The following is a 23,113-nucleotide window of genomic DNA, read 5'->3' as shown; positions in this document are numbered from 1 at the left end:
ATCACCGATTGCAAGTGCGCTGGCACGCGGGATGGCTGTCTGCTATTGAGGACTTAGAGGTCGTCAAAGGAGGACAGACGGAATGTCCGTGCCGTGCTAGTCCTTGTATACGTAATAAGAGAACGTGACGAATGAGAAAAGTAGTTATGTTATCGGCAGCTGCCATTCTAGGAATCGCTAGTATCGCGGTGAGCCAAGCTGAAGATATTGTCGACACGCCTGTAACTGTGACTGACGTCGCAGAAGGCCAAGAAGTCGTAGAAGAGGCGCCTCAAACGCTAGGTGGCGAGCCCCAAGCTGCTGCAGACACAACAGATGGCGCTGCACCTGCTGATGGTGCCGCTCCAGCAGAAGGTGAAGAGACCGCCGCTGCAGCGCCTGCCGCTGACGAAGAGCCGATTCCGCAAGATACGCCGCAAGTACAAAAGCTGATTGCTTTGTATCCTAATCTGATTGCGCGTATTCAACCTGTTGCAACTGTATGTTTTGAAGACGATGAAGTGTGTGACGTAACAGCACGCTCATCTGGCCCATCTGCTGGCGACGGTCCTCGTGATGGTAAAGCAGTATACAATGCGGTATGCCATACTTGTCACACCACTGGTTTGTTAGGTTCACCTATCTTTGGTGATGCTGGCGCTTGGGGACCACGTATCGCGAAAGGTAAAGATACGCTATATACCCATGCTATCAATGGTTTCAATGCGATGCCTGCCAAAGGCGGCGCGGACATTCCTGATGAAGAAGTCCAAAACGCTGTAGATTATATGGTTGCAGAAGCCAGCTAATTTTTGCTAGCGGCTTTGCTGGCCCTTACAACAGTTATCGATAAAGCGCCTATTTCAGTAATGAGATAGGCGCTTTTTTATAATAAGTATTATTAATACGGTACTTCAAATATAAAGCAGTTGAAATTTGCGATTAGCAGCCTCATTTTATGAGATTACACCGTGTCTTCTAGATAGTAGAGCGTGTTGAACATTTTTATATGGCCTCGGTCAGTATGATAATGACAGTCGAATGTTCAACACGGCCTATTATTCTAAAATCGTGTTTTATACAAATTGATAAAAAACAAGAGGTCTTCATGTCTGATGTACCAGCACTTTCTATCCAAGGCTTATCCAAAACCTATGACAATGGGTTTTCGGCGTTAAAAGGGGTTGATTTAACCGTACCACAAGGTGGGTTCTTTGCACTGCTTGGCCCAAATGGCGCAGGTAAGTCCACCATGATTGGCATTATCAGTTCACTATTTAAGCCAACAACGGGTAGTGTCCATATTTTTGGAACAGATTTATTAGAGAACCCTTCGATTGCCAAACAGTACCTTGGCGTAGTACCGCAAGAATTTAATTTCAATATGTTTGAGAAAGTCGAAGATATCTTGATTACGCAAGCAGGTTACTTTGGTATTCCAGCAAAAGAAGCCAGACCTCGCGCAAAAAGCCTGCTGACAGCACTGGGGCTATGGGACAAGCGTGACAGCAAATCGCGTGATTTATCTGGCGGTATGAAACGCCGTCTGATGATCGCGCGCGCCTTGATTCATAAACCAAAATTACTGATTCTCGATGAGCCCACAGCAGGGGTGGATATTGAGCTGCGCCGCTCGATGTGGGAGTTTATGCAGCAGATCAATATCGAAGAAAACACCACGATTATATTGACCACCCATTATCTCGAAGAAGCCGAGCAGTTGTGTAAACGTATTGCGATCTTGGATCACGGTGAGATTCGTATCAATACAGAAATGAAAGATTTATTGGCGCAGTTATCTGTAGAGACGTTTGTCTTTGATTTAGAGACGCCGCTCAATGAGCAATTGGCTCTGACTGGAGTGACAGACATCTCCCAGCCAGATAAGCAGACGCTAGAAGTCACCCTGACAGAAGGCGAGTCATTAAATGGTGTCTTTGATCAGTTATCCGATAAAGGCATCAAAGTCGGCAGTATGCGTAATAAAGCCAACCGTCTAGAAGAGTTGTTTATGCGCTTGGTTGACAAAAATATTGAAAGTGCAAACAGCATGAAGGAGGCGGGATTATGAGTCAGGAACTAATCGATCATAATAAAACGATGTCACTGAGTAAAAAGTGGATTGCGTTTCGTACTATTTGGTTCAAAGAAGTGCGCCGTATTCTGCGTATTTGGCCGCAGACGCTATTACCGCCAGTGATTACGATGAGCTTGTACTTTGTCATTTTTGGTAAGATGATTGGCTCGCGCGTAGGTGAGATGGGCGGCGTGCCCTACATGCAATTCATCGTACCAGGTTTGATCATGATGTCGATCATTACCAACAGTTACTCGAACGTGGTTTCGAGCTTTTTTAGTGCCAAATTCACGTCTAGTATCGAGGAGCTGCTCGTTTCACCCGTCTCCAAGCATGCAATTTTGATGGGTTATGTCAGCGGTGGTATCTTCCGTGGACTGGCCATCGGTGTCATTGTTTCGATTGTCGCGTTATTCTTTACTGACCTTGGTATTGAGCATTTATTTGTCACTGTATTTACGGTACTTGGCACGTCTACCTTGTTTTCATTAGGCGGTTTTATCAATGCGGTGTTTGCGCGATCATTTGATGATATCTCTATCATTCCAAGCTTTGTATTGACGCCGCTGACCTATCTTGGCGGCGTGTTCTATTCGATGGAAAATTTATCACCATTTTGGCAAAACATCTCGCTATTAAATCCTATCGTGTATATGGTCAACTCATTCCGTTACGGTATTCTTGGCTACTCTGATGTCAACGTTTGGTATTCGATGGCAGCGATTTTTGTGTTCTGTGCAATATTTTATACCATTGCTTATCGCTTGCTCAGTAACGGTTCGCGCGTGCGCTTGTGATGGTCAGCGTGTGAAGCGATAGCGATGCCCAAAGCGCTGTCGGTTGAGCAGTTAGGGTTTAACGATTAAATAGTAGGAAAGTAAATGAGTATTCATGGTATTTTAGGAGAACAAACCACCGATTATCCGACTGAGTATAGCCCAGAGACGCTATATCCTATTGCACGTAGTATGGGACGTGATGTGATTGGCTGGCACGCTGACAAATTAACGGTCGGCGTAGATTGGTGGCAGGCATTCGAGATCTCTTGGTTAAATCTACAAGGTATTTCGCAAGTGGCGATGGCGCGGTTTAGTATTCCTGCCAGCTCGCCCTTTATTGTCGAGTCAAAATCGCTCAAGCTATATTTGAACAGTATCAATTTTACTGAGTTCGCCAGTTGGAATGACGTTCAAGCGTTGATCGCTAAAGACCTGTCAGCCTGTTTGCAAGCGGAAGTACAGGTGGAGTTATTTACGCTGAATGATGCAGCAAGCCTGCTGGTTGCCCAGCCAACAGGTATTTGTATTGATGACACATTGGCAGGTAGCACGGGAAAAATCGCGTTAACTGAGCATCCTGATGCATCACTGTTGAGTAATGATGTAACAGAAGCGAGCAGTGAACGTGTGGCAAATAACAGCAATCAGCCTTATGTTTTTTATTCTAATCTGCTGCGTAGTAATTGCCCTGTGACCAATCAGCCAGATTGGGGCACACTAGCCGTGTCGATAACGACTGACAAGACTTTTAACAACGCAAATATGCTACGTTATATATTAAGTTTTCGTCAGCATAACGGCTTTCATGAGCAGTGTGTTGAGCAGATATTTGCAGATTTGAGCGAGCATTATCAGCCAAGTGAGTTGATGGTACGCGCATGGTACACGCGCCGCGGCGGTATCGATATCAATCCTTGCCGTGTTAGCGATATGGCACTATTGCCTGCGCCGAGTCGCCTGATTCGCCAATAATTTATAAGTCGTACAAAAAAGCGCCTATCTCATTTAATGGGATAGGCGCTTTTCTTGTGTCTCAAATCAAACATATCTGACGTTCAATTTACTGACGCTGTATGCTTGGACTACGATTTATTCACAGCCCAATTTTGCCAGTAGCTCGTCACGGCTAAGCAACTCTTTTTCACCGTCACGACGATTGACATATTCGTATTTGTCTTCAGCGATGTTACGATCAGACACGACGATACGGTGTGGAATACCAATCAATTCTAAATCAGCAAACTTCACCCCTGGGCGTTCGTTACGATCGTCCAGTAGGATGTTGACACCTTTGGCCTTTAGCATCTCATAAAGCTCAGTGGCAGTCTGCATGACCGTCTCTTCTTTTGACTTCATCGGTACGATAGCCACTTCAAAAGGCGCAAGTGAGTCTTTTACATCAGGCGTTTGTGGCCATATGATACCGTTATCATCGTGATTTTGCTCGATGGCAGCAGCGATGATGCGGCTGACGCCGATACCATAGCAGCCCATCATCAAGGTTACAGGCTTGCCAGCTTCGCCTGAGACGCTGCAGCCAAGTGCTTGTGAGTACTTATCACCCAACTGGAAGATATGACCAACTTCGATACCGCGTTTAATTTGTAGGGTTCCCTGACCATCAGGTGAGGCGTCGCCTTCGAGTACGTTGCGGATATCAACGATGCGTGTTATGTGCGCGTCACGATCCCAATTGACTCCGGTTGCGTGTTTGTTGACTTCGTTGGCACCAGCGACAAAGTCAGAGAGAATAGCCGCTGCGCGATCGACGAACACAGGAATATCTAGATCGACACCGATATAGCCTTTGAGCAGTCCTGCGGCTTTTAGCTCCTCTTCACTCGCCATAGTCAGCGGCGTGTTTACTTCTTCGATTTTTTCCGCTTTGATGTCGTTGAGCGTATGATCGCCGCGCAGTACCAGCGCAACCAACTGCTCTTCGCCTTCTGGCGTATGACCTTTGACAATCAAGGTTTTCACGGTGGTGGCAAGTGGAATGTCTAAATGCTCAGCAACTGCTTCGCAGGTTGGCATATTAACGGTATCAACGTTGGTCAGTTCTTGGGTCGCAGGCTGACGCTCGCCTGTGCTAATGGCTTCAGCAAGCTCAATATTGGCCGCATAGTCAGAGATGGTGGAGAAGGCAATGTCATCTTCGCCGCTGTCTGCCAAAACATGAAACTCATGTGAGGCAAAGCCGCCGATAGAGCCTGAATCCGCTTGTACCGCGCGAAAGTCAAAACCCAAACGGCTAAAGATACGAGTATAGGCGTCGTACATATCTTGATAAGTCTCAGCAAGTGAGGCTTGATCGATATGGAACGAGTAAGCATCTTTCATGGTAAATTCGCGTGCGCGCATCACACCAAAGCGTGGACGAATCTCGTCACGGAATTTGCTTTGAATCTGAAAGAAAGTAATCGGTAGTTGCTTATAACTACGTAGCTCGCCTTTTGCCAGATTGGTGATGACTTCTTCATGCGTTGGGCCCAGCACAAAGTCACGATCATGACGGTCTTTGAAACGCAGTAGCTCAGGGCCGTAGTCTTCAAAGCGTCCGCTGGTCTGCCATAGCTCAGCAGGCTGCGTCATCGGCATCAGCAACTCTTGTGCGCCGATGTTTTGCATCTCTTCACGAACGATGCGCTCAACCTTTTGCAAAATACGCAGACCCATGGGCAACCAAATATACAATCCAGAAGCGATCTTGCGGATAAGACCAGCACGCACCATCAATTGGCTTGAGGCGATGTCGGCATCACTTGGGGTTTCTTTTAGTGTGGCAAATAAAAATTGACTGGCTTTCATAAATAAAGCGTAACCTTATCTTTGATAAAAAAATAAGAAATAGTAGGATGTTGAGCGTATGGCTAATCGTTTCATTGCCGCCGCAAGCTTACCTTTATCACTTAGCAATATTCTAGGGTATTTCCTAGTTACTCACATGCTGGTATAAAAAAGCACATCAGTAAGAACCCCTCTTATAAGAGTAAACAAGAGAGGCAAATTTGATTTAAGGTATGAATATGCCGAAATGCAATATATTCAGGGCAAGAGCCTGATAATGCTAAAAGACTGACATTTTATACATACAATCTGACTATGTTAGGTAAAGTTCGCCTAAGACGCAATGACTTTTTATCTTTTCAGACCGAACGTTATACAAAGGCTGAGATGAGACTCGAATAATTGAGTTATAGTCAATCCTAAATAAAACAGATACATTATATATCAAGGTGGAACTGGTCTAAATTTTCCTTGCGTGCTGTGCCTACGCTGCTCGATGCTGCGAAAAATTTATCCCAGTCCCACTGTGTCGTTTTTATACTGAATTCACTATATTTATAAGATTTTAAGATGAACACAATTTACGTATTATGTAGAAGATTGGTAGCCACTACTTGAATTAACTGCACAATAGTCGCATTTACAGGTTAAGTATTTGTTTTAATTATATAAAACCGTTGGTCATCTGAAAAACGATGCACTCTTATAACGATGCACCTTTATAAAGGTAACTTCTATGAGTAGTCCTGATATGAACAATACCAATGGCACCCACAAGCCAGCGAAGCAGCCTATTGCCATGATGTCTTGGGTAATATTACTCATTGGCTTAGCAGCCATCGTTTTTGCTATTTATAGCGCGCAAAAAATCACAGAAGAAGAACCGATAGAAACCATCACTCGAGAAGGCGTGGTCACGCAAATCCAGCAATTAAACAGACTCCATACCGTCGCGTTTAGTGTTGATACGGTGATTACGAGTGAGCGTCCAGGGAGTTGGATGAAGTTGTGGCAAGATGAACAAAAAGCGCTGTTCATTGCTCATGGCCGCGTCGAAGCAGGGGTTGATCTGAGTGCTTTGACGCCTGAGATGGTGCAGGTCATTCAGCCTACTCAGACTATAACTGATGCAGAGGATGAGCAAGCAGCGAATAATGCACCTGCCTCAGCCATGCCACAAATCAATATTACCTTACCACCTACAGAGATATTTTCAGTATATTTAGATGATATCGAGATTTATGACTGGCAGACAGGCGCTTTTGGCATGATGCAAGTTGATCCTAAGATATTGGCGCAAGCACAAACCATGGCAAAAAAAGAAGTGCTAGAGCGTGCCTGCCGAGGAGATGTCATGAATATGGCGCTGCAAAATGCTCAAACGCAATTGCAGCAGCTGTTTGCTTTAACGGGTGCTGTCGTGACGGTCAACACGCAGGGTGCAGGCGCATGTCAGTTGCCAGCAGTCACTAATAGCTAGTTTACTCTTTTTTAAATTCAGCAATGGCGAGCTTACGTGCTGATTTATGTTCGACCATCGGCACAGGGTAGTCGATATCAGCAAACTTGCCGCCCTTCGCCAGTGCTTTACGCATTTTATCCTCACTATGCAAAGTGCTCGCGGGGATGTCTTTTAGTTCTGGTAGCCACGTTTTGATAAATATCGCTTTTTTATCATGAGTGCTGCCTTGGCTAAAGGGGTTCATAATACGGAAGTAGGGTGCTGAGTCAGTACCTGTTGATGCGCTCCATTGCCAGCCGCCATTATTGGAGGCAAAATCCCCATCGATGAGCTGCTGCATAAAGTAGCGCTCACCCAAGCGCCAATCAATCAACAAGTCTTTGGTCAAAAACATTGCTGTGACCATGCGCAGTCGATTGTGCATAAATCCAGTAGCGTTTAGACAGCGCATCGCCGCATCAACGAGTGGTACGCCTGTTTTGCCCGTGCACCATGCTTGAAAATCCTCTTCATCGTATGACCAACTCACTTTGGTGTCAGTGTCCTCTTTATACGCTTTATGGCGAATCAGGTTTGGCTTATCGATCAGCACATGACGATAAAAATCTCGCCAAGCAAGCTCGCTTATCCAGCGGTCGATATCTTCATTATCGCCATCATTACCGTGTAGCTTTTCTTGTACTTTGCTGGCTTGTAAATAACAGAGCCGAGGGCTGATAGTGCCTATAGTGAGATAAGCGGATAGCTGACTGGTGGCATGCAGGTGCGGCACATCGCGGCTGACATCATAGTCATTGATATCATCAGCGACAAACTCATCTAAGCGCTGGCAAGCAGCAGACTCCCCTGCAGGATAGGCGTCCCTTGCGGCAGTGAGTTGGGCTTTTATATCGATATGCTGTAACGAGTCCTCTTTTTGCAGCGTCTTTTGATAATCACCAAGTATTTCTTCACTGAGGGCTTTGATATCGTCAGCTGTATAGGCACTATTTTTCGATGATTTTAGCTCGATTTTATCATCGCAGTCGACTGCTGGCGCGTCATGCATTTGAATGGTGCTAACGTCTAGCGTATGTCGCCATTTCTTATAAAACGGCGTGAAGACTTTATACATACTATCGCCGTCATTTGTCGTGATACTCAGCGGTGGCAAGATACATTGGTCATGCCAGCGGACAAACTCGATGTCGTCTTTTGCAAGCTGCTCACTCAATGCCTCATCACGATCAATCTCATTGCCTTCGTATTCATGGTTAGCCATGACGCAGCTGATGTCGTTGTCCTTACATAAGCTCGCTAGAGACTCTATACAGTCAGAAAAGCTTGGACAGAGCTGTACTGTTAAAGTGATATTCAGTTGTGATTTCAAATCCTTTGCTAGTATAGGTAACGTACGGGCAATATGGTCGACTTGCACCAGAGAGGTGTCATGCTGTTGCCACTGCTCGGGCGTCAAAAAGAATATGGCGGATACCGATGCATTGTCTTCATTAGCCCGCTCGCACAGTGCTGCCAATGCAGTATTATCATGAATGCGCAAATCTCGACGAAACCACATCAAATAATGCAACGGACTGTCGCTATCGCTACTGTCATTGTTTTTATTATTGCTACCATTGTTGTTAGTAGTCTTTGACATCAAAGTATCCCTATATGAATCAATCGCAATCATAAACAAAACTCGGCATAAAAGTATGCTAGGATAAGTTTTTGGATGCAATGGCTTTGCCGTTTGCGTAACAAATTCTCATCATATCTCACGATTTATCTTTAGTCTGACGCTATCTGATGCCGCTATAATCTATATCTATGTCAGATTTATGTATATAAAATCCAAGGTCACAAAATGCACGTTAAGTTTTGCGGATTTACTCAGCTTAGTGATATACAGACTGCGGCACAGTTAGGTGCAGACGCAGTCGGTTTGGTGTTTTATCCGCCAAGTCCGCGTGCGGTCACGATAGAGCAAGCACAGACATTGAGTGCTGCCGTGCCTGCTTTTGTGAGCGTGGTGGCGTTAGTGGTCAATATGCCTAAAGATGAGCTGGTCAAATTAGCAAACGATGTACCTTTTGATATCCTTCAGTTTCACGGTGATGAAACGCCCGAACAATGCGAGCAGCTGGCAAGCCTTGTCAATAAACGCTGGATCAAAGCATTGCGTATCAATGCAGAGCAAGACACGCCCGATAGCGTTCGTGCTCAGATTGCACAGTTTGCTGACGCAGGTGCCAGTAGTATTTTGCTGGATGCGTATCATCAAGCGGCATATGGCGGGACAGGGCAGCGCTTTGACTGGAGTCTCATTCCCCATGACAGCGCGCTACCAATTGTATTGGCTGGTGGTCTTGATGCGCAAAATGTCGCAGAGACATCAAATCTGCCCATCTACGGCGTCGATGTCAGTGGTGGTATCGAGGTTGATAAAGGCAAAAAAGATGCTGCCAAGATGCGTGCCTTTATGAAAGCGGTCAAGCGTGACCGATGGCAAAACGCTACGGTCACTGACGCCATTTAAGTTTGTTATCGTAGGTTATTTTCTATATATAATAGGCTTATTTGGTCGTTATTCCGATTTTTCCGTTCCAATCTTATTTCATTTTTCTCTTTATATTTATTCTAAAAAATACCACTTATTACAGTAGGAATTACCATGAGTCATGTCGCGAACAAAGATTTATCTACTACAGCACAATCTGTAAACACCTTTACCAATCCTGAAAACGTGCAAGATTTTAACCAATACCCTGATGCACGCGGCCATTTCGGTGTACATGGTGGACGCTTTGTCTCTGAGACGCTGATGGCCGCATTAGAAGAGCTTGAGACGCTTTATACCAAAGTCAAAGCAGATCCAGCATTCTGGGAAGAGTATCATAACGATTTGGTCAATTATGTCGGTCGTCCAACGCCGCTGTATCATGCCAAACGCTTGAGTGATGAGATCGGCGGCGCGCAAATTTACTTTAAGCGTGAAGACCTGAACCATACTGGCGCGCACAAAGTAAACAACACCATTGGTCAGGCATTGCTTGCCAAGATGTGTGGCAAAAAACGTATCATCGCCGAAACTGGCGCAGGACAGCATGGTGTCGCGACCGCAACGATTGCTGCGCGCTTGGGCCTAGAATGTATCGTCTATATGGGTGCTGACGATGTTGAACGTCAAAAAATGAACGTTTATCGTATGCGTTTGCTTGGTGCCACTGTCGTGCCGGTTACTTCTGGCTCACGTACGCTCAAAGACGCGATGAATGAGGCCATGCGTGATTGGGTGACCAATGTTGATAGCACGTATTATATTATTGGTACGGTTGCAGGGCCGCATCCTTATCCGCTATTGGTTCGTGATTTCCAAGCGATTATTGGGAAAGAAGCACGCATTCAGCATTTAGAAAAAACAGGCAAGCTTCCTGATGCATTGGTCGCTTGTGTCGGTGGTGGTTCAAATGCTATTGGTCTATTCTTTGATTTCCTAAACGATACCGATGTCAAAATGTATGGCGTCGAAGCAACAGGTGACGGTATCGAGTCAGGTCGTCATTCTGCGCCATTGGCTGCAGGTCGTATTGGCGTGCTGCATGGTAACCGTACTTACCTCATGGCAGATGATGATGGTCAGATTCAAGAGACGCATTCTATCTCAGCCGGTCTTGATTATCCTGGTGTTGGCCCTGAGCACAGCTTCCTAAAAGACATGAAACGCGTTGAGTATGTCGGCTGTACTGACAAAGAGGCGCTAGAAGGTTTCCATGAAGCCACGCGCAAAGAAGGTATCATCCCTGCGCTTGAGACTTCTCATGCTATCGCTTATGCCTTAAAACTGGCGAAAACCATGACGCCTGATCAGACAATCATCGTTAATATGTCAGGTCGCGGTGACAAGGATCTGCATTCAGTAATGAAGGCAGAAGGGATTGAGATGTAGTAACAAGTCATTTGATGAATGATCAATTTATAAGTTGCTAAACTCTCCTTCATAAAGAAAATTGCCTAATGCCCTTTACCTAATATAGCTTGTTAGATAAAGGGTTAAGTAAGCCAGTTTATAATAATTAAGAGACCACTATGACCAGAATTGAAAGCACCTTTGACACTTTAAAATCACAAAACAAAAAAGCCCTGATTCCTTATGTCATGGCAGGCGATCCTAATCCTGCAACCACTGTCGGTCTATTGCATGACTTAGTCAAGCACGGTGCAGATATGATCGAAGTCGGTCTGCCGTTCTCTGACCCGATGGCAGATGGTCCAGTCGTATCGCTGGCAGGTGAGCGTGCCTTAGCCGCAGGTACAAGCACACGTGATGCGCTAAAGATGGTGGCAGAGTTTCGCCAAACCGATACCCAGACGCCAATCATCTTAATGGGTTATCTCAATCCTGTTGAAATCATCGGCTACGATAATTTTGTGGATCTATGCGAGCAGTCAGGCGTTGATGGTTTATTGATGGTAGATTTGCCACCAGCAGAGGCGGGCAGCTTTACGCAGCATTTGACCGACCATTCGATGAATGAGATTTTCTTGCTGTCGCCGACCACTTTGCCTGAGCGCCGTGAGCAAGTATTGACCCATTGCGGTGGTTATATTTACTATGTATCGTTAAAAGGCGTGACGGGTTCAGCTACGCTCGATACCGATGATGTGGCGACGCAAGTGCAAGCGATCAAAGCAGAGACAGACCTGCCTGTGTGTGTAGGCTTCGGTATCCGTGATGGCGCTTCTGCAAAAGCAATTGGTACTCATGCTGATGGCGTTATCGTGGGTAGTGCATTGGTACAGAATTTTGCAGATATTGATGCCAATGATACTGCGGCTGTGGCCAAGGCTCAGCAAAACATCATGGCAAAAATGGATGAGCTGCGTGCAGCATTAGACAGTCTGAGTGCTTAATATTCATTATCCTAGTATCGCTTTTATTAATCTAACAGCGGCATGATGTTTTAAGTATCTCATTGAGGCGATTTGATAAAGGCGATAGCTGGTTTGAAGGGGTTATTTTGAGTAGTTGGCCTTGAATCGCGAAGTTAAATAATGGCAATCAATGACTCAAAAACGTTACTGAAAGATGACGTTAAATGACTTTGCTAAATTTAGTTTACGAGTGTAAACTAACATGACTATTATATGGCGTCTGATAGCCGTGGTTTGTCAGTGACTAGTTTCAAAAAGCATTTGCCAAAAAGCATTTGCCAAAAAGTCTCAACAAGCACATCATCTATCAACAAGCACCTAACCAAATGATCGACACGTAAGATTGATACATCAGCGTGTCGCATAATTGCTCATGTTATGACTGGGTTTGACGCTTTGTTTAGACAACCATTAAACTCTCAATGACAAGCGAATGAGCCAACTTGTCAATAAGCCTTTTATGATGGCAAATAATATGACTGATACAGCAACAAAACTCGATAATAATACTGCTAAAGCCGAGCCAAACAGCAACGCGGATAGGCAGTCATGGTTTAACCGTCCTATACCAGGTATCAAGCAGCAATTAACTGCGCAACTGACCGCGGTAGAGACTGAACCGTCGACCAAATGCAGCAATTGTCATTCTGTGATTACCAACACCGCACTGATTTTTAACTGCTATGTGTGCCCGCATTGTGATCATCATTTACCAATGAGTGCTCGTGAGCGCTTAAATTGGTTGCTTGATCAAGTAGACGGTGAGACAGGGCAAGAATTCACTGCCAAAGATCCGCTGAGCTTTGTGGATAGCAAGCCATATCCTGCGCGTATGAGCGAAGCACAAGAAAAGACGGGCGAGAGTGAAGCGCTGGTTGCCATGTACGGTAAACTGCGTAACCTTGATATTGTCGCTTGTGCCTTTGATTTCCGCTTTATGGGCGGCTCGATGGGGTCAGTGGTTGGCGACCGTTTTGTACAGGCCGCTGAAAGAGCGCTTGAGCAAAAAGTACCGTTAGTGTGCTTTGCTGCTTCTGGTGGCGCACGTATGCAAGAAGGTCTGTTATCATTGATGCAAATGGCACGCACGGCGGCAGCGATTGAGCGTTTAAGAATTGCTGGCATTCCTTACATCGTGGTATTGACCAACCCTGTCTATGGCGGTGTGACGGCGTCATTGGCCATGCTGGGTGATATTCATTTGGCAGAACCAAAAGCGATGATTGGCTTCGCGGGTAAGCGCGTGATTGAGCAGACCGTGCGTGAGACATTAGAAGAGCCGTTCCAACGTGCAGAGTTCTTATTAGAGCATGGCGTCGTAGATGAAGTGGTGCATCGTCATCAACTGATTGATACCATCTATCGTTTGCTTGCAAAACTGTGCCGCGTACCTAATGTAGATGCTTAATAAGATGTATGGCTCAGTATCATGAGTCAATTATTGAGTGCATAAACGTCTAGCCGCGTGCTAACATCTACTGCATATGCAAGACCCTCTAATAGCATTTATCGTCATTGCACGGTAAATGCTATTTTTGGTTTTAGCCAACACATATATTTCTACCTTTTATTAAATTTCATATAGGTTTTATTCATGTCTGACCTTTTAGCATCTGACCTCAAAAGCCCCAGTGATAACGCTGGTTTGGTCAGCTTGACCGAATGGCTAAATTATATGCAGCAAATACATGTGTCTGCAATAGATATGGGACTATCGCGTGTATTGCCTGTTGCCGAAGCGCTAGGAGTAGTAAAGTCAGCTAAAGATGACGCTTATGTCTTCACTGTGGCAGGCACCAATGGTAAAGGCTCTACGACCGCTGTTATCGCCGAAATGTGTAAAGCCGCAGGTTATAAGACGGCACTATATCAATCGCCACACTTGAGCGTATTTAATGAGCGCGTGCGTATCAATGGCGAGATGGTCAGCGATGAGACGCTGATTGATGCTTTTAGCAAAGTCGAAGCAGCACGTTTAGAGTGCGATTTGACCTTGTCATTCTTTGAGATGACAACGCTGGCAGCATTACTCATATTTGCTGAGGCAGACTGTGATGTATGGGTGTTAGAAGTTGGATTAGGCGGACGGTTAGATGTGGTCAATATTATTGATCCTGATATGGCAGTGATTACCAATATCGGTATCGATCATGTCGACTGGCTAGGTGACAATGTTGAAGACATCGGTCGCGAGAAAGCAGGTATATTGCGCCAAGGTATTTCTTTAGTTTATGGTGCTATTGAAATGCCATTTAGCGTGCAGCACGCTATCGATAATAAGCAAGCAACTTGTTATCAAATTGGGCAAGATTTTAGCTACCGCGATATTGACTCAATGATTTGGCAATACAGTAATGCGGCAGTTACCTTGCAACTACCACGCCCTGCGCTATCCTTGACCAATACTGCTAATGCACTATCGGCGGTACTTGCAAGCCCGTTGAAAGTCGATGTAAGTGCCATCGAGCAGGCATTGCAAACTGTCAAACTGGCAGGGCGCTTTGATTATCGTGAAAGCCATCATCGCCATTGGTTGTTTGATGTGGCGCACAACGAGCAAGGTGTGGAATTTTTATTAGCGCAGTTATTGCCATTTTGGCATCAGCATTTGAGTAAACACGGCAGCCAAGCTGATAGAGACCTTCCAAAAATCAAAATGTTGTTCTCTATGTTGGGTGATAAAGATATCGACAAAGTAGTACAGCGTCTGACTCAAGCAGGCTTGCCGATTAGTGATTGGTTCATTGCTGAGATTGATTATCCTCGTGCCGCGAGTAACGAGCAGCTACAAGGCGTCTTAACTCAATATGTGGATAGCGCCAACATATATCAATTCGATGGTTTGCATGCAGCGACGTATGCGGTAATAGCTGATAGTCAACCACAAGATCTAATCGTCGTATGTGGTTCGTTTCATACGATTGGCGAAGCGCTTGCTGCACTCGCCGTATGATCATTTAAGTTAAAGTGGCGCCTGTTTAGTGTTAATCTTAGTACTTGCCTGATAGCAGACAGCACGAAAAATATGCTTTATAATCAAAATGATTTGCAAGACTGGCATAAATGGGTCGGCATAGATTTTGAACACTGATGGCAGTAACTGGCGGTACGAGGTATTTATTAGCGCAATTATCTATATTGCTGTAAGACAGTCCCTGCGCCGCTCAATCAACCTTATCACCAACTAAGAGACGTAAACGGATGAACTTTTCGAGACAAGCCTTATTGGGCATTGGGATGATTCTAGGCGGTAGCGTGATGTTATACGCCATGGTGCAGCAGATTGGCGAGAGCAACCAGCCACAGCCAACATCAGCGATGATAGAGAAACCAACGACCGAGCAAGAATCTCCGCAACCGCTAACGACTGACATTGAGACAGAAAAACGTATCCTTGCGCAAAAGCAAAAAGAACGTGCTGCTCGTGTTGCCGAGCAGGAGAGACGCGCACAGGAGTTTTTGACAGAACAAGAAGTGGCTGAAGCAGAAGCGTTGGCCAAAGCCCGTGCTGAAAGCCAGCAGTATGTCAAAAATATCGCGGCGACAAATGAACAGAGTGAGAGTTTAGAAGACGTAAAAGACACAGAAAAAAGTGTCAAAAGTAAGGAAGTGCAAGATGCTGAAAAATTGGTCAAGGCAGCCGATGATGCAGTGAATGAAGCCAAAGCAAAAAAGCAGGCGGAAGATGAGCAGCAACAAGCCAAAGCAAAACAAGAAAAAGCCGCTGCTGAAAAACTAGCAGAAAGTAAAAAAGAAGCAGAAGCGAAAAGACAAGCGGACGCTCAAGCTGTGGCCGAAAAAAAGAGAGAGGCAGCTGAAGCGGCTAAAAATGAACCACCAAAAACGCCCTCTGATTATCAAGTCAAAAAAGGCGATGGGCTGATTAAGCTTGCAAGACAGTACAATATGCCTGTCGAAGTCTTGGCTCAAGCAAATAACATCTCACCATCGACCTCATTACAGTTGGGTCAAAACATTACCATACCTTCGCGCAGTCAAGTGCAACGTCTGGAGCGAGAAGCCGCTGCTGCCGAAAAAGCGGCTGAGGCTAAGCGAGACGCTCAACAAAAGCTTCGTGAGGCTCGTCAAGAAGTCAAAGAAACCGATGCGAAAGGCAGCTTTGGGGTGCAAGTAGCGCTCGCGGATAATCAGGCCAAAGCGGATCAACTAGCGAAAAAATTCAAAGAGGCTGGATATCAAGTGAAGACCAGTCCGACCAGTCGCGGTGTACGCGTCATTGTTGGTCCTGAACGTGGAAAGGTCGCCGCATTGGCACTAAAAGATAAGATCAATAGCGATTCTAACGTCAATACGACCGGTGCTTGGGTGCTTTACTGGCGTTAAGCTATAACTATAGACTCAGCGACTGTCGTCAGAGATTGATGAGTAGATAAGTGAGATATTTTCTTTAGTACTGACTTGAATTATTATTTAATGATCAAAACACGACATTCGCTGTCGTGTTTTTTGTTTTATCGTTTGCCGATTGGCGCAAGCTTGGTTACGATGAGCACCATTTTTATTACTCATTTTTGTATAACCTGTCAGCCTATAAAGGTTGCCCTGTGGTGATCAGCCGATCATTGACTCTTCAGAGTCTTGAACGATAGCCGGTCACTGTTATATTGTATAAGGTAAAACCATGTCATTTGGCGCTATATTTTTAATCTTGGCCGTTGGGTTTTTAGGGCTGATTACGTTACCAAAGCTATTGGCCAGACGTCCAGTCGCAGAGCCAGACCCAAAGCCTGTACGCGGTGATGAGCTGGCTATCTGGCCATTTGCGCCGATGCCAATCATGACCGATACTGAAGTGATTTTTTTTAATAAGTTAAAAAATGCGCTGCCAGAGTATCATATCTTTGTGCAAGTTCAGCTGTCACGAATCATTGAAGCCAATAGTGATGAGACGTCAGAGCGCAGTTTTTGGTTTAATCGTATCTGTCGCCAGAGCGTGGATTATGTGATCGTGGATGTCGATGCACAGACTACCCTGCTGGCGATCGAGCTTGATGACTGGACGCATAGCAGCAAAGCGCGGCAAAAGGCTGATGATAAAAAAGACAAAGCGCTTGCGAGTGCAGGTATAGCTATCGTTCGTTTTCACGCTGAGCGTATGCCTAGTGCCGATATGCTGAGATACGAGCTAATGCAGGTGATTGAGAGTTATTAAATGGTTCACTAAGCTTCTTTGGTTGTTAAAATGAGATAGCTATTCAAGCTATCTAGCTTAGACTATTCTTTTATTTGGCTTAACTGCCTTGGATAAATGACAATCAGTCGCTCACCTTCGAAGTACAATCCTGTTCTGAGGTTTGGCGTGTCAGGGTAGGTAAGGGGCGGCTGAAACCGACCATAGCGGTCATAAAAGTCGCGCTTAGTGAACCATTCAATATAATGCGCGGCTCGCAATGAAGTGGTGTCAATCGTCGCAAGAGCGGCTTTATCTCTCTTATCACACCATTCATGTATCGGAAAGCTGGGTGTTAGCCAATGAGGCCAATCATAATCACCAAGGTTGGTTGTGTTAATCGGTAAAAAGAATCGCCCTTTGATTACACCATAGCGCTTGTCTATTTTGACCTGCCCGTGATCTTCTGTATCTACCCAGACGGCTCGAAACTGCTTGGTTTGCATGTGCGTCATCTTACGCTGTAGATTATCATTGGAGTTAATCCCTACCCAGTTCACAGGCTCAAAAGGCGCTGATCCCATAAAAAATTTAATGGCTAGTTCCCAATGCTCCACCAGATCCTCTTCATGATTATACAAAATCAAATCAAGCTCACCGACAGTCTGCTTACCATTGTACAGCTGTACATTATTAGCTAGTGTCTCATACGGATGCAGATTACGCGCAAACCCATCCTCTAACCAAAACGATAGCAGTCCCTCAAAGTGAAACCCCAATCGATTGGGACTAGGACGCTTAAGTAAATAGCGGGTCAGCTTCTGATAGGCGGTAGTGGTGTCTAGCTCTGTTAATCGTTGCTCATACGCTTCAAACTGTGTCTGCCAAAATTGTGCACTATGCACAGCAACGGTATGTGTGCTCTGATGCGGTGCAAAGTCTAGCCACGTGGTCAAGACATTAGGACATGCCAGTACATACGCCAAATCACGCACGTAGGGCCGGCGGAAACGCTCCCAAGGAGCATCATCTATGAGGCGATTATGTGTGGGCTGATTGACAGGATCGGACATAGGATACACCAGTGTGAAGAGGTAGCATTTACCCTAATGGCTCGCTCTATAAAAGTCTATAGGATACGAGTATCGGCTATGGCAGTGCTAAGCTTTTTGGCTTCAAAATATGATATTAATGTGATGGATATCAATACTGATATCAGTAAAATTTAGCACAAAAAAAAGCCAACCATTGAAAACAATGATTGGCTTTTTTCTTTACTGTTATGTTTGGTCGGAACGGCAGGAAGTAAAGTAAACTCTTTATGCCTTGTAATATATAGGTTTTGCTATTTTATATATAAACAATACCAACAATAATACCAACAATCGTTTTTGATAATGCCCTTTTTTGGCTGTTTACTGCTTCACTCAATATTATTTTGTAATTATTTTTACTGTTTGCCGTTTCAACCTTTTTCAACATGCCAGCAACTTAGGAATACTTTTTTATACTTGCACTTTGTTTGCATGGGGTTAAATTGCTAATCACTGCACGCGCTCAATAATGGCGCTAAAATGTGTGCGTTTTTAATGCATTTATGTGCATTTTGATATTCCCACCGATGGCGATTATCTCTAAGCCGTAGATTTTGTTTAACTTCCGTCATTGGCGGTTATGACCAGCTTGTCTATAGATACGCGCTGATTTGCTCATATATCCATTTTTGGATAGATACCCCTAAAGCTGGGGGCATCTGCTAATTCACCCCATTGGGGGTTTTCTCGTCAGTAGGTTTTTACGCATTATAAAAAAGGCAGACGCGAACGCCTGCCCCCTTGTTTTAATCGCGCCTTTGCTGTTTTATTGCCGTTTACGCTTCTGCCAGTGGCTCATGGCTGGCTTTAGGGGTCAGAGTGACTTGCAAGCCCATACCATCAATAATTTTTAGCATGGTGTCAAAACGTGGCTTTTCGGACTGTAGGGTTTTATAAAGACTTTCACGTCTTATGCCTGTCTTTTCTGCCAGCTCATTCATGCCTTTTGCTCGTGCAACATCGTTTAACGCTTGAATAAAGTCACTAGGTGAGCCATCGCTCAATGCTTCATTTAAGTAAGCATTTATAAGAGTTTCATCTGTTAGGTACTCTGCTACATCAAAGCGGCTAGTTTTAACATTAGTCATTAGGTCGCTCCTTTTCTTGATCCTTAACCTGCTGCCATAAAGTGCAAGCCTTAGAAATGTCGCTTGTTTGGCTGTCTTTACTACCTCCTATCAACAATAGATAAAGGGTATCGCCTTGCTTGGCATAATAGACGCGGTAACCGTTACCTTTAAAGATGCGCATCTCATAGATACCGTTTGTGTTGGCTAATGGCTTATGGTCACCAAAGTTACCGCCTTGTGCTCGCTTGATACGTGCCAATATGCCAACTTTGCCTAAAGGGTCTTTGAGCTTGTGCAACCAGCGTCTAAATTGTTCGGTTTGGTTAATATCAATCATAGGGGTAAATTATAAGAATACTTATAATTAATTGTAAACTTTTGGATAATAGATAACAAGTTAAGATTGTATGTGGCATATATAGAAATGTAGGCAAAACAAAAAGGCAGACGTTTAACGCCTACCTTTTATTGTTTTGTCTTAATGTGATTGTGCGGACTTAACCCACCACGTTGATGTCATCAATCTGCTGCATCAGCTCATTGGTTAGGCTAAGCGCTGCGATGATATTCATATAGTGCTTAACATCACTTATATCAAGCGTTCGACCTTGACGATCTTTGAGCCACTTTTGCGCTGGCTGGTAACCTCCGATATAGAACTCCCATGCGATTAGCGGTACATTGGTAAAATACTGAGTATCGTTAAGCCAAACTTTACCAATGCTGCTATCTACTTCGTCAGGCTCAAAGCCAACGCTGGTCTTAGTCATTTTACGAGTAACGGCATTATCACCTCCTACGGGATAACCTATACCAAGCGCTTTAGTTTGTGCGGCAAGCTTTGGTGATTCTAATAAGTGAATTCGACGTAACTCGCCACCGAGTGCCACCAACTGCCAAAAGATATCGACATCGCTAGGATAGGGCACGCGTGGGAAGTCAATTTTCAGGAACTCTTTATAAGTCTCACGGTATGTTGGGCTGTGCAATACGGCATAGATATAATCGAGAATATCTATGGGGGCAAACGTGCCAGCAATTTCTTCTTTTTCATTGGTAAAGGTTAAGCCAATACCCTTGGCGATATCGGCCACAATTTCAGGATCGAGATTTGGTGTTCGTACTGGCGTTTCTTGATACTTAGAATCTGAATTTAGCAACTTCGACTGAGTTAAAGAATCTTGGTTGTAGAGGTATAAAGGCATAAAATAACCACTACCAAACCTTCCAGCAGTTCCTGTTAAATTAAAATCTCCTATCAAATTAGAAATGAAAATGTATCTCCAATTCGATACACACTGCCTAGATACAACTAGTGCATAGTTTTCTTTAAGAAATAAGTGCTGCATTACTTCATTGACGGGACGTGCATATAAACCTCCTGAATTTCCAGTATATAAAGAATACCTTATATCAAAAGGCTTGTATGAAACTGGAATAATAGGAAGATGCTTATTTTTTGCCGCATCTTGCTTTGCCCATATATACTTCCAAGATTGAGCATCTTTCATTCTATTGTATTTTACACGCCATTCTTTCTCGTCTAGTGTAAGTATGTCTTCAATTTTATTTTTTTGTTCTATCTCATCAAACGAAATATTCAAGTTGTTATTAGCTGAAACAAAACCTATGGAGTTTATTTTAACTAACTCATCTACTTTAAATCCAGTTGAATAATTCTCTACTCCCATATTATTTCTTGGCTTAAAAAAGAAATAAGGCCTATCACTAAGTAACTCATCGAAACTTATTTTACCAATATGTTTTTTACTCAAAAAATTGTATTTAGCATCTCTCTTACCAAATAAATCATAGTGAAAGACCTTACCTAGCTCCCCTTGCTTTTTCTTTCCGGTTTTTATAAAAAAGTTGATAGACACACCTTGCATAATATCAAATACATTTTCATCTTTACTACCATCAGGTGCTGCTTCTTTTTTCTTAGTATTACCATGCAAATCAATGGTGAAAATTTTGTCATAAGTATTGAGCAGGTGCCAACGCATACCGCGGAAGGTTGGATTATCCAAAAATCCATGTGGATTAATAAAAGCTAAAATACCCTCACCGTTCTTTTCAATAAAATGTTGTCCATAGCGTATAAATTTTACGTAATCATCGTTTAACCAATGTTTACGTTCATTAAAATGCTCTCCATCTACATATTTATAATCCTCTATTAAATCAGATATCCACTTCCCATTGTTTTGAGATACACCACTATACGGCGGATTCCCAATCACTACCATCACGGGTGCATCACGCTTAATGGCGTTAGCCTCATTTGCCTCAGCAGACAGCCAGCCAGCAAATAGCGTTCCTGTATCGGGGTTATGTTCTTCTAGTGAGTTGGTCAGATAGACCTGCATACGTTTAGGCTTAATAGGCTCATAGCCTGTATCAGCAAGTAGCATATCAAGCTTTAAATGCGCCATTGCATAGCTTGCCATCAATAGCTCAAAACCATGTAAGCGTGGTAATAGGTCTTGCTCAACGTAGCTGCTCCAAATGCCGCCCATGTTTTCAAACTGACTGTGAAAGATATGCTGAATAATGGCTGCAAGGAATGTCCCTGTACCAGTCGCTGGATCAAGAATTTGCACCTTATGTACCAACTCTTTAACCATCTTATAGCCTGTCTTAGTACGACTATCAGGGGTTTGTGTCTGTTTTTCTATTTCTATCTTACTGGTATCTGCTATACCGTCTGCCAAATCAAACTCAGACTTCAAAATATCATCTACAGCGCGGACAATAAACTTAACCACTGGCTCAGGGGTGTACCATACACCGCGCTGCTTACGAAGTTTAGGGTTGTACTCTGCAAGGAAAGTCTCGTAGAAGTGAATGATAGGGTCTTGTGTTTGAGTAGTCTTACCAAAATTTTTGAGTATAGCTGCTACATCGGTGGCGCGAAATACATCAGCAAGGTTATCTACCGTAGTTTTAATACGTGGGTCAATATCAATACCAGCCACATGAGAGAACAACTTTCTTAAGAATGGATTGGTTTTAGGGATAAGCTCAGCTGCCTCTTGACGACTAAAAGTGTCTAGGGTGTCATCATGCAAACGTGCGGCAAACATACCATAGGCGAGTGTTTGCGCGTAAATATCAGCAAAGTCTGCTGGGGTTAAGTCATGTATAAGTACGCCCTTAAAAGTTTCAAACTGGGCACGTAGGTCTGAATTATCGTCTGAATGTTCATCGCTGATTAGTGCCTGATAAAGCGTATGTTCAAGTAATCGCGCTTTACCCGCCATCAAGACTGCAAGACGTTGAGCAGATTTAATCGTTTGTCCGACATACACGCAGAAATCACGCAATAGCTCAGCTAAGCGCTTAAACTCACTGTCGTGTGTCTTCACCGTGCCAGCGATCAACTCACCGACACAGACCTGATGAACGCGCTCGCCATTGACATAAAACTCAAAGCGTAGATAGTCCGTAATAATCAGGTTGTCTAAGGCTGCTTTATATCTATCAAACTGTTCTTTATAAAGTTTAGAGCTTAAATCCTTGCCTACGTCTTTAGCTTCGATAAAGCCAATCGGAATCTCTTTTTTACTTATTAAAAAATCAGGGTTACCGCAGTCCGTTACTTGGCTTGGTTCATTGGTGACCATCACATCAGGCACTAGGTTGTTTATCAAATCCTCTAAATCTTTACGGAAAGTATGTTCTGAGCTATGACCTAACTTAACTCTTGAGGCTACTTTATTGACGTAATCGCTAACGTATTGATGATTGCTATCTGACATAGATATCCCTAAGTGGTATTGATGAATAAATGGGCTGGATTATAAAATTTAAAATAAGG

18 protein-coding genes are annotated in these 23,113 nt (G+C 44.1%); 12 read left to right on the top strand and 6 right to left on the bottom strand.

The features are described from left to right. Positions 1-131: 131 nt before the first annotated feature. From AOT82_RS05990 to queF, 4 genes are all read left to right on the top strand, one after another. Positions 132-788 carry a c-type cytochrome gene (locus AOT82_RS05990; RefSeq protein WP_071002229.1) on the top strand — a complete coding sequence of 219 codons (657 nt, stop codon included), beginning with the start codon at positions 132-134 and terminating at the stop codon, positions 786-788. Positions 789-1,087: 299 nt separating this feature from the next. After that, positions 1,088-2,050 carry an ABC transporter ATP-binding protein gene (locus AOT82_RS05985; RefSeq protein WP_071002228.1) on the top strand — a complete coding sequence of 321 codons (963 nt, stop codon included), beginning with the start codon at positions 1,088-1,090 and terminating at the stop codon, positions 2,048-2,050. A 29-nt stretch (positions 2,051-2,079) separates the two neighbouring features. Beyond that, positions 2,080-2,853: an ABC transporter permease gene (locus AOT82_RS05980; protein ID WP_071003675.1), complete on the top strand. Its 774-nt coding sequence runs from the start codon at positions 2,080-2,082 to the stop codon at positions 2,851-2,853. Positions 2,854-2,937: 84 nt separating this feature from the next. Beyond that, positions 2,938-3,807 (top strand): NADPH-dependent 7-cyano-7-deazaguanine reductase QueF, encoded by an 870-nt coding sequence (queF, locus tag AOT82_RS05975; protein WP_071002227.1) that lies wholly within the window; start codon positions 2,938-2,940, stop codon positions 3,805-3,807. Positions 3,808-3,924: 117 nt separating this feature from the next. Here the strand turns inward: queF and AOT82_RS05970 are convergent, their stop codons facing one another. Continuing rightward, on the bottom strand, positions 3,925-5,643 hold the full coding sequence (locus AOT82_RS05970) for a proline--tRNA ligase (protein ID WP_071002226.1): 1,719 nt from the start codon (positions 5,641-5,643) through the stop codon (positions 3,925-3,927). A 715-nt stretch (positions 5,644-6,358) separates the two neighbouring features. Between AOT82_RS05970 and AOT82_RS05965 the strand changes: the two genes are divergently transcribed. Then, a complete protein-coding gene (locus AOT82_RS05965) occupies positions 6,359-7,102 on the top strand; it encodes a DUF4230 domain-containing protein (RefSeq protein ID WP_083328867.1) in 744 nt (247 codons plus the stop codon). 1 nt (position 7,103) lies between these two features. Here the strand turns inward: AOT82_RS05965 and AOT82_RS05960 are convergent, their stop codons facing one another. Next, a complete protein-coding gene (locus AOT82_RS05960; protein ID WP_071002225.1) occupies positions 7,104-8,723 on the bottom strand; it encodes a cryptochrome/photolyase family protein in 1,620 nt (539 codons plus the stop codon). Between the two features lie 207 nt (positions 8,724-8,930). Here AOT82_RS05960 and AOT82_RS05955 point away from each other — a divergent pair, with 207 nt between their 5' ends. The 7 genes from AOT82_RS05955 to AOT82_RS05925 all read left to right on the top strand — a co-directional run bounded on the left by AOT82_RS05955 (position 8,931) and on the right by AOT82_RS05925 (position 17,171). Further along, a complete protein-coding gene (locus AOT82_RS05955) occupies positions 8,931-9,602 on the top strand; it encodes a phosphoribosylanthranilate isomerase (protein WP_071002224.1) in 672 nt (223 codons plus the stop codon). Between the two features lie 135 nt (positions 9,603-9,737). After that, positions 9,738-11,012 carry a tryptophan synthase subunit beta gene (gene trpB / locus AOT82_RS05950; RefSeq protein ID WP_227517192.1) on the top strand — a complete coding sequence of 425 codons (1,275 nt, stop codon included), beginning with the start codon at positions 9,738-9,740 and terminating at the stop codon, positions 11,010-11,012. A 140-nt stretch (positions 11,013-11,152) separates the two neighbouring features. Further along, positions 11,153-11,977 carry a tryptophan synthase subunit alpha gene (trpA, locus tag AOT82_RS05945; protein WP_071002223.1) on the top strand — a complete coding sequence of 275 codons (825 nt, stop codon included), beginning with the start codon at positions 11,153-11,155 and terminating at the stop codon, positions 11,975-11,977. A 484-nt stretch (positions 11,978-12,461) separates the two neighbouring features. Then, positions 12,462-13,406, top strand: a complete 945-nt coding sequence (gene accD, locus AOT82_RS05940; protein ID WP_197496777.1) for an acetyl-CoA carboxylase, carboxyltransferase subunit beta — start codon at positions 12,462-12,464, stop codon at positions 13,404-13,406. Between the two features lie 186 nt (positions 13,407-13,592). Then, complete coding sequence (locus tag AOT82_RS05935; protein ID WP_071002222.1) at positions 13,593-14,951, top strand: bifunctional folylpolyglutamate synthase/dihydrofolate synthase; 1,359 nt, start codon at positions 13,593-13,595, stop codon at positions 14,949-14,951. 248 nt (positions 14,952-15,199) lie between these two features. Next, positions 15,200-16,342, top strand: a complete 1,143-nt coding sequence (locus AOT82_RS05930; RefSeq protein ID WP_071002221.1) for an SPOR domain-containing protein — start codon at positions 15,200-15,202, stop codon at positions 16,340-16,342. 298 nt (positions 16,343-16,640) lie between these two features. Beyond that, positions 16,641-17,171 carry a DUF2726 domain-containing protein gene (locus tag AOT82_RS05925; RefSeq protein ID WP_071002220.1) on the top strand — a complete coding sequence of 177 codons (531 nt, stop codon included), beginning with the start codon at positions 16,641-16,643 and terminating at the stop codon, positions 17,169-17,171. 62 nt (positions 17,172-17,233) lie between these two features. Here AOT82_RS05925 and AOT82_RS05920 read toward each other — a convergent pair whose 3' ends face one another. The 4 genes from AOT82_RS05920 to AOT82_RS05905 all read right to left on the bottom strand — a co-directional run bounded on the left by AOT82_RS05920 (position 17,234) and on the right by AOT82_RS05905 (position 23,054). Beyond that, the gene (locus AOT82_RS05920; RefSeq protein ID WP_071002219.1) at positions 17,234-18,202 is read right to left on the bottom strand and encodes a DUF1853 family protein; all 969 of its coding nucleotides are present in this window, start codon (positions 18,200-18,202) and stop codon (positions 17,234-17,236) included. A gap of 797 nt (positions 18,203-18,999) precedes the next feature. Further along, positions 19,000-19,311 (bottom strand): addiction module antidote protein, encoded by a 312-nt coding sequence (locus tag AOT82_RS05915; RefSeq protein ID WP_071002218.1) that lies wholly within the window; start codon positions 19,309-19,311, stop codon positions 19,000-19,002. Next, positions 19,304-19,630, bottom strand: a complete 327-nt coding sequence (locus tag AOT82_RS05910) for a type II toxin-antitoxin system RelE/ParE family toxin (protein ID WP_071002217.1) — start codon at positions 19,628-19,630, stop codon at positions 19,304-19,306. Before AOT82_RS05910 ends, AOT82_RS05915 begins: the two co-directional genes overlap by 8 nt. A gap of 160 nt (positions 19,631-19,790) precedes the next feature. Continuing rightward, entirely contained in the window at positions 19,791-23,054 is a 3,264-nt protein-coding gene (locus tag AOT82_RS05905) for a type ISP restriction/modification enzyme (RefSeq protein WP_071002216.1), read from the bottom strand. Positions 23,055-23,113 lie beyond the last annotated feature (59 nt).

The sequence above is a fragment of the Psychrobacter sp. AntiMn-1 genome (genome assembly GCF_001854065.1).
GTDB classification, from domain to species: domain Bacteria; phylum Pseudomonadota; class Gammaproteobacteria; order Pseudomonadales; family Moraxellaceae; genus Psychrobacter; species Psychrobacter pacificensis.
Note: the sequence above shows the minus strand (reverse complement) of the source record. Positions and strands in the feature narration are given on the sequence as shown.

Bases quoted from the DNA above. Each gene is read 5' to 3' on its own strand.
- AOT82_RS05935 (WP_071002222.1), top strand. From the start codon at position 13,593: ATGTCTGACCTTTTAGCATCTGACCTCAAAAGCCCCAGTGATAACGCT.
- AOT82_RS05960 (WP_071002225.1), bottom strand. From the start codon at position 8,723: ATGTCAAAGACTACTAACAACAATGGTAGCAATAATAAAAACAATGAC.
- accD (WP_197496777.1), top strand. From the start codon at position 12,462: ATGGCAAATAATATGACTGATACAGCAACAAAACTCGATAATAATACT.
- AOT82_RS05955 (WP_071002224.1), top strand. From the start codon at position 8,931: ATGCACGTTAAGTTTTGCGGATTTACTCAGCTTAGTGATATACAGACT.
- AOT82_RS05970 (WP_071002226.1), bottom strand. From the start codon at position 5,643: ATGAAAGCCAGTCAATTTTTATTTGCCACACTAAAAGAAACCCCAAGT.
- AOT82_RS05905 (WP_071002216.1), bottom strand. From the start codon at position 23,054: ATGTCAGATAGCAATCATCAATACGTTAGCGATTACGTCAATAAAGTA.
- AOT82_RS05990 (WP_071002229.1), top strand. From the start codon at position 132: ATGAGAAAAGTAGTTATGTTATCGGCAGCTGCCATTCTAGGAATCGCT.
- trpB (WP_227517192.1), top strand. From the start codon at position 9,738: ATGAGTCATGTCGCGAACAAAGATTTATCTACTACAGCACAATCTGTA.
- AOT82_RS05925 (WP_071002220.1), top strand. From the start codon at position 16,641: ATGTCATTTGGCGCTATATTTTTAATCTTGGCCGTTGGGTTTTTAGGG.
- AOT82_RS05965 (WP_083328867.1), top strand. From the start codon at position 6,359: ATGAGTAGTCCTGATATGAACAATACCAATGGCACCCACAAGCCAGCG.
- queF (WP_071002227.1), top strand. From the start codon at position 2,938: ATGAGTATTCATGGTATTTTAGGAGAACAAACCACCGATTATCCGACT.
- trpA (WP_071002223.1), top strand. From the start codon at position 11,153: ATGACCAGAATTGAAAGCACCTTTGACACTTTAAAATCACAAAACAAA.
- AOT82_RS05980 (WP_071003675.1), top strand. From the start codon at position 2,080: ATGTCACTGAGTAAAAAGTGGATTGCGTTTCGTACTATTTGGTTCAAA.
- AOT82_RS05930 (WP_071002221.1), top strand. From the start codon at position 15,200: ATGAACTTTTCGAGACAAGCCTTATTGGGCATTGGGATGATTCTAGGC.
- AOT82_RS05910 (WP_071002217.1), bottom strand. From the start codon at position 19,630: ATGATTGATATTAACCAAACCGAACAATTTAGACGCTGGTTGCACAAG.
- AOT82_RS05920 (WP_071002219.1), bottom strand. From the start codon at position 18,202: ATGTCCGATCCTGTCAATCAGCCCACACATAATCGCCTCATAGATGAT.
- AOT82_RS05915 (WP_071002218.1), bottom strand. From the start codon at position 19,311: ATGACTAATGTTAAAACTAGCCGCTTTGATGTAGCAGAGTACCTAACA.
- AOT82_RS05985 (WP_071002228.1), top strand. From the start codon at position 1,088: ATGTCTGATGTACCAGCACTTTCTATCCAAGGCTTATCCAAAACCTAT.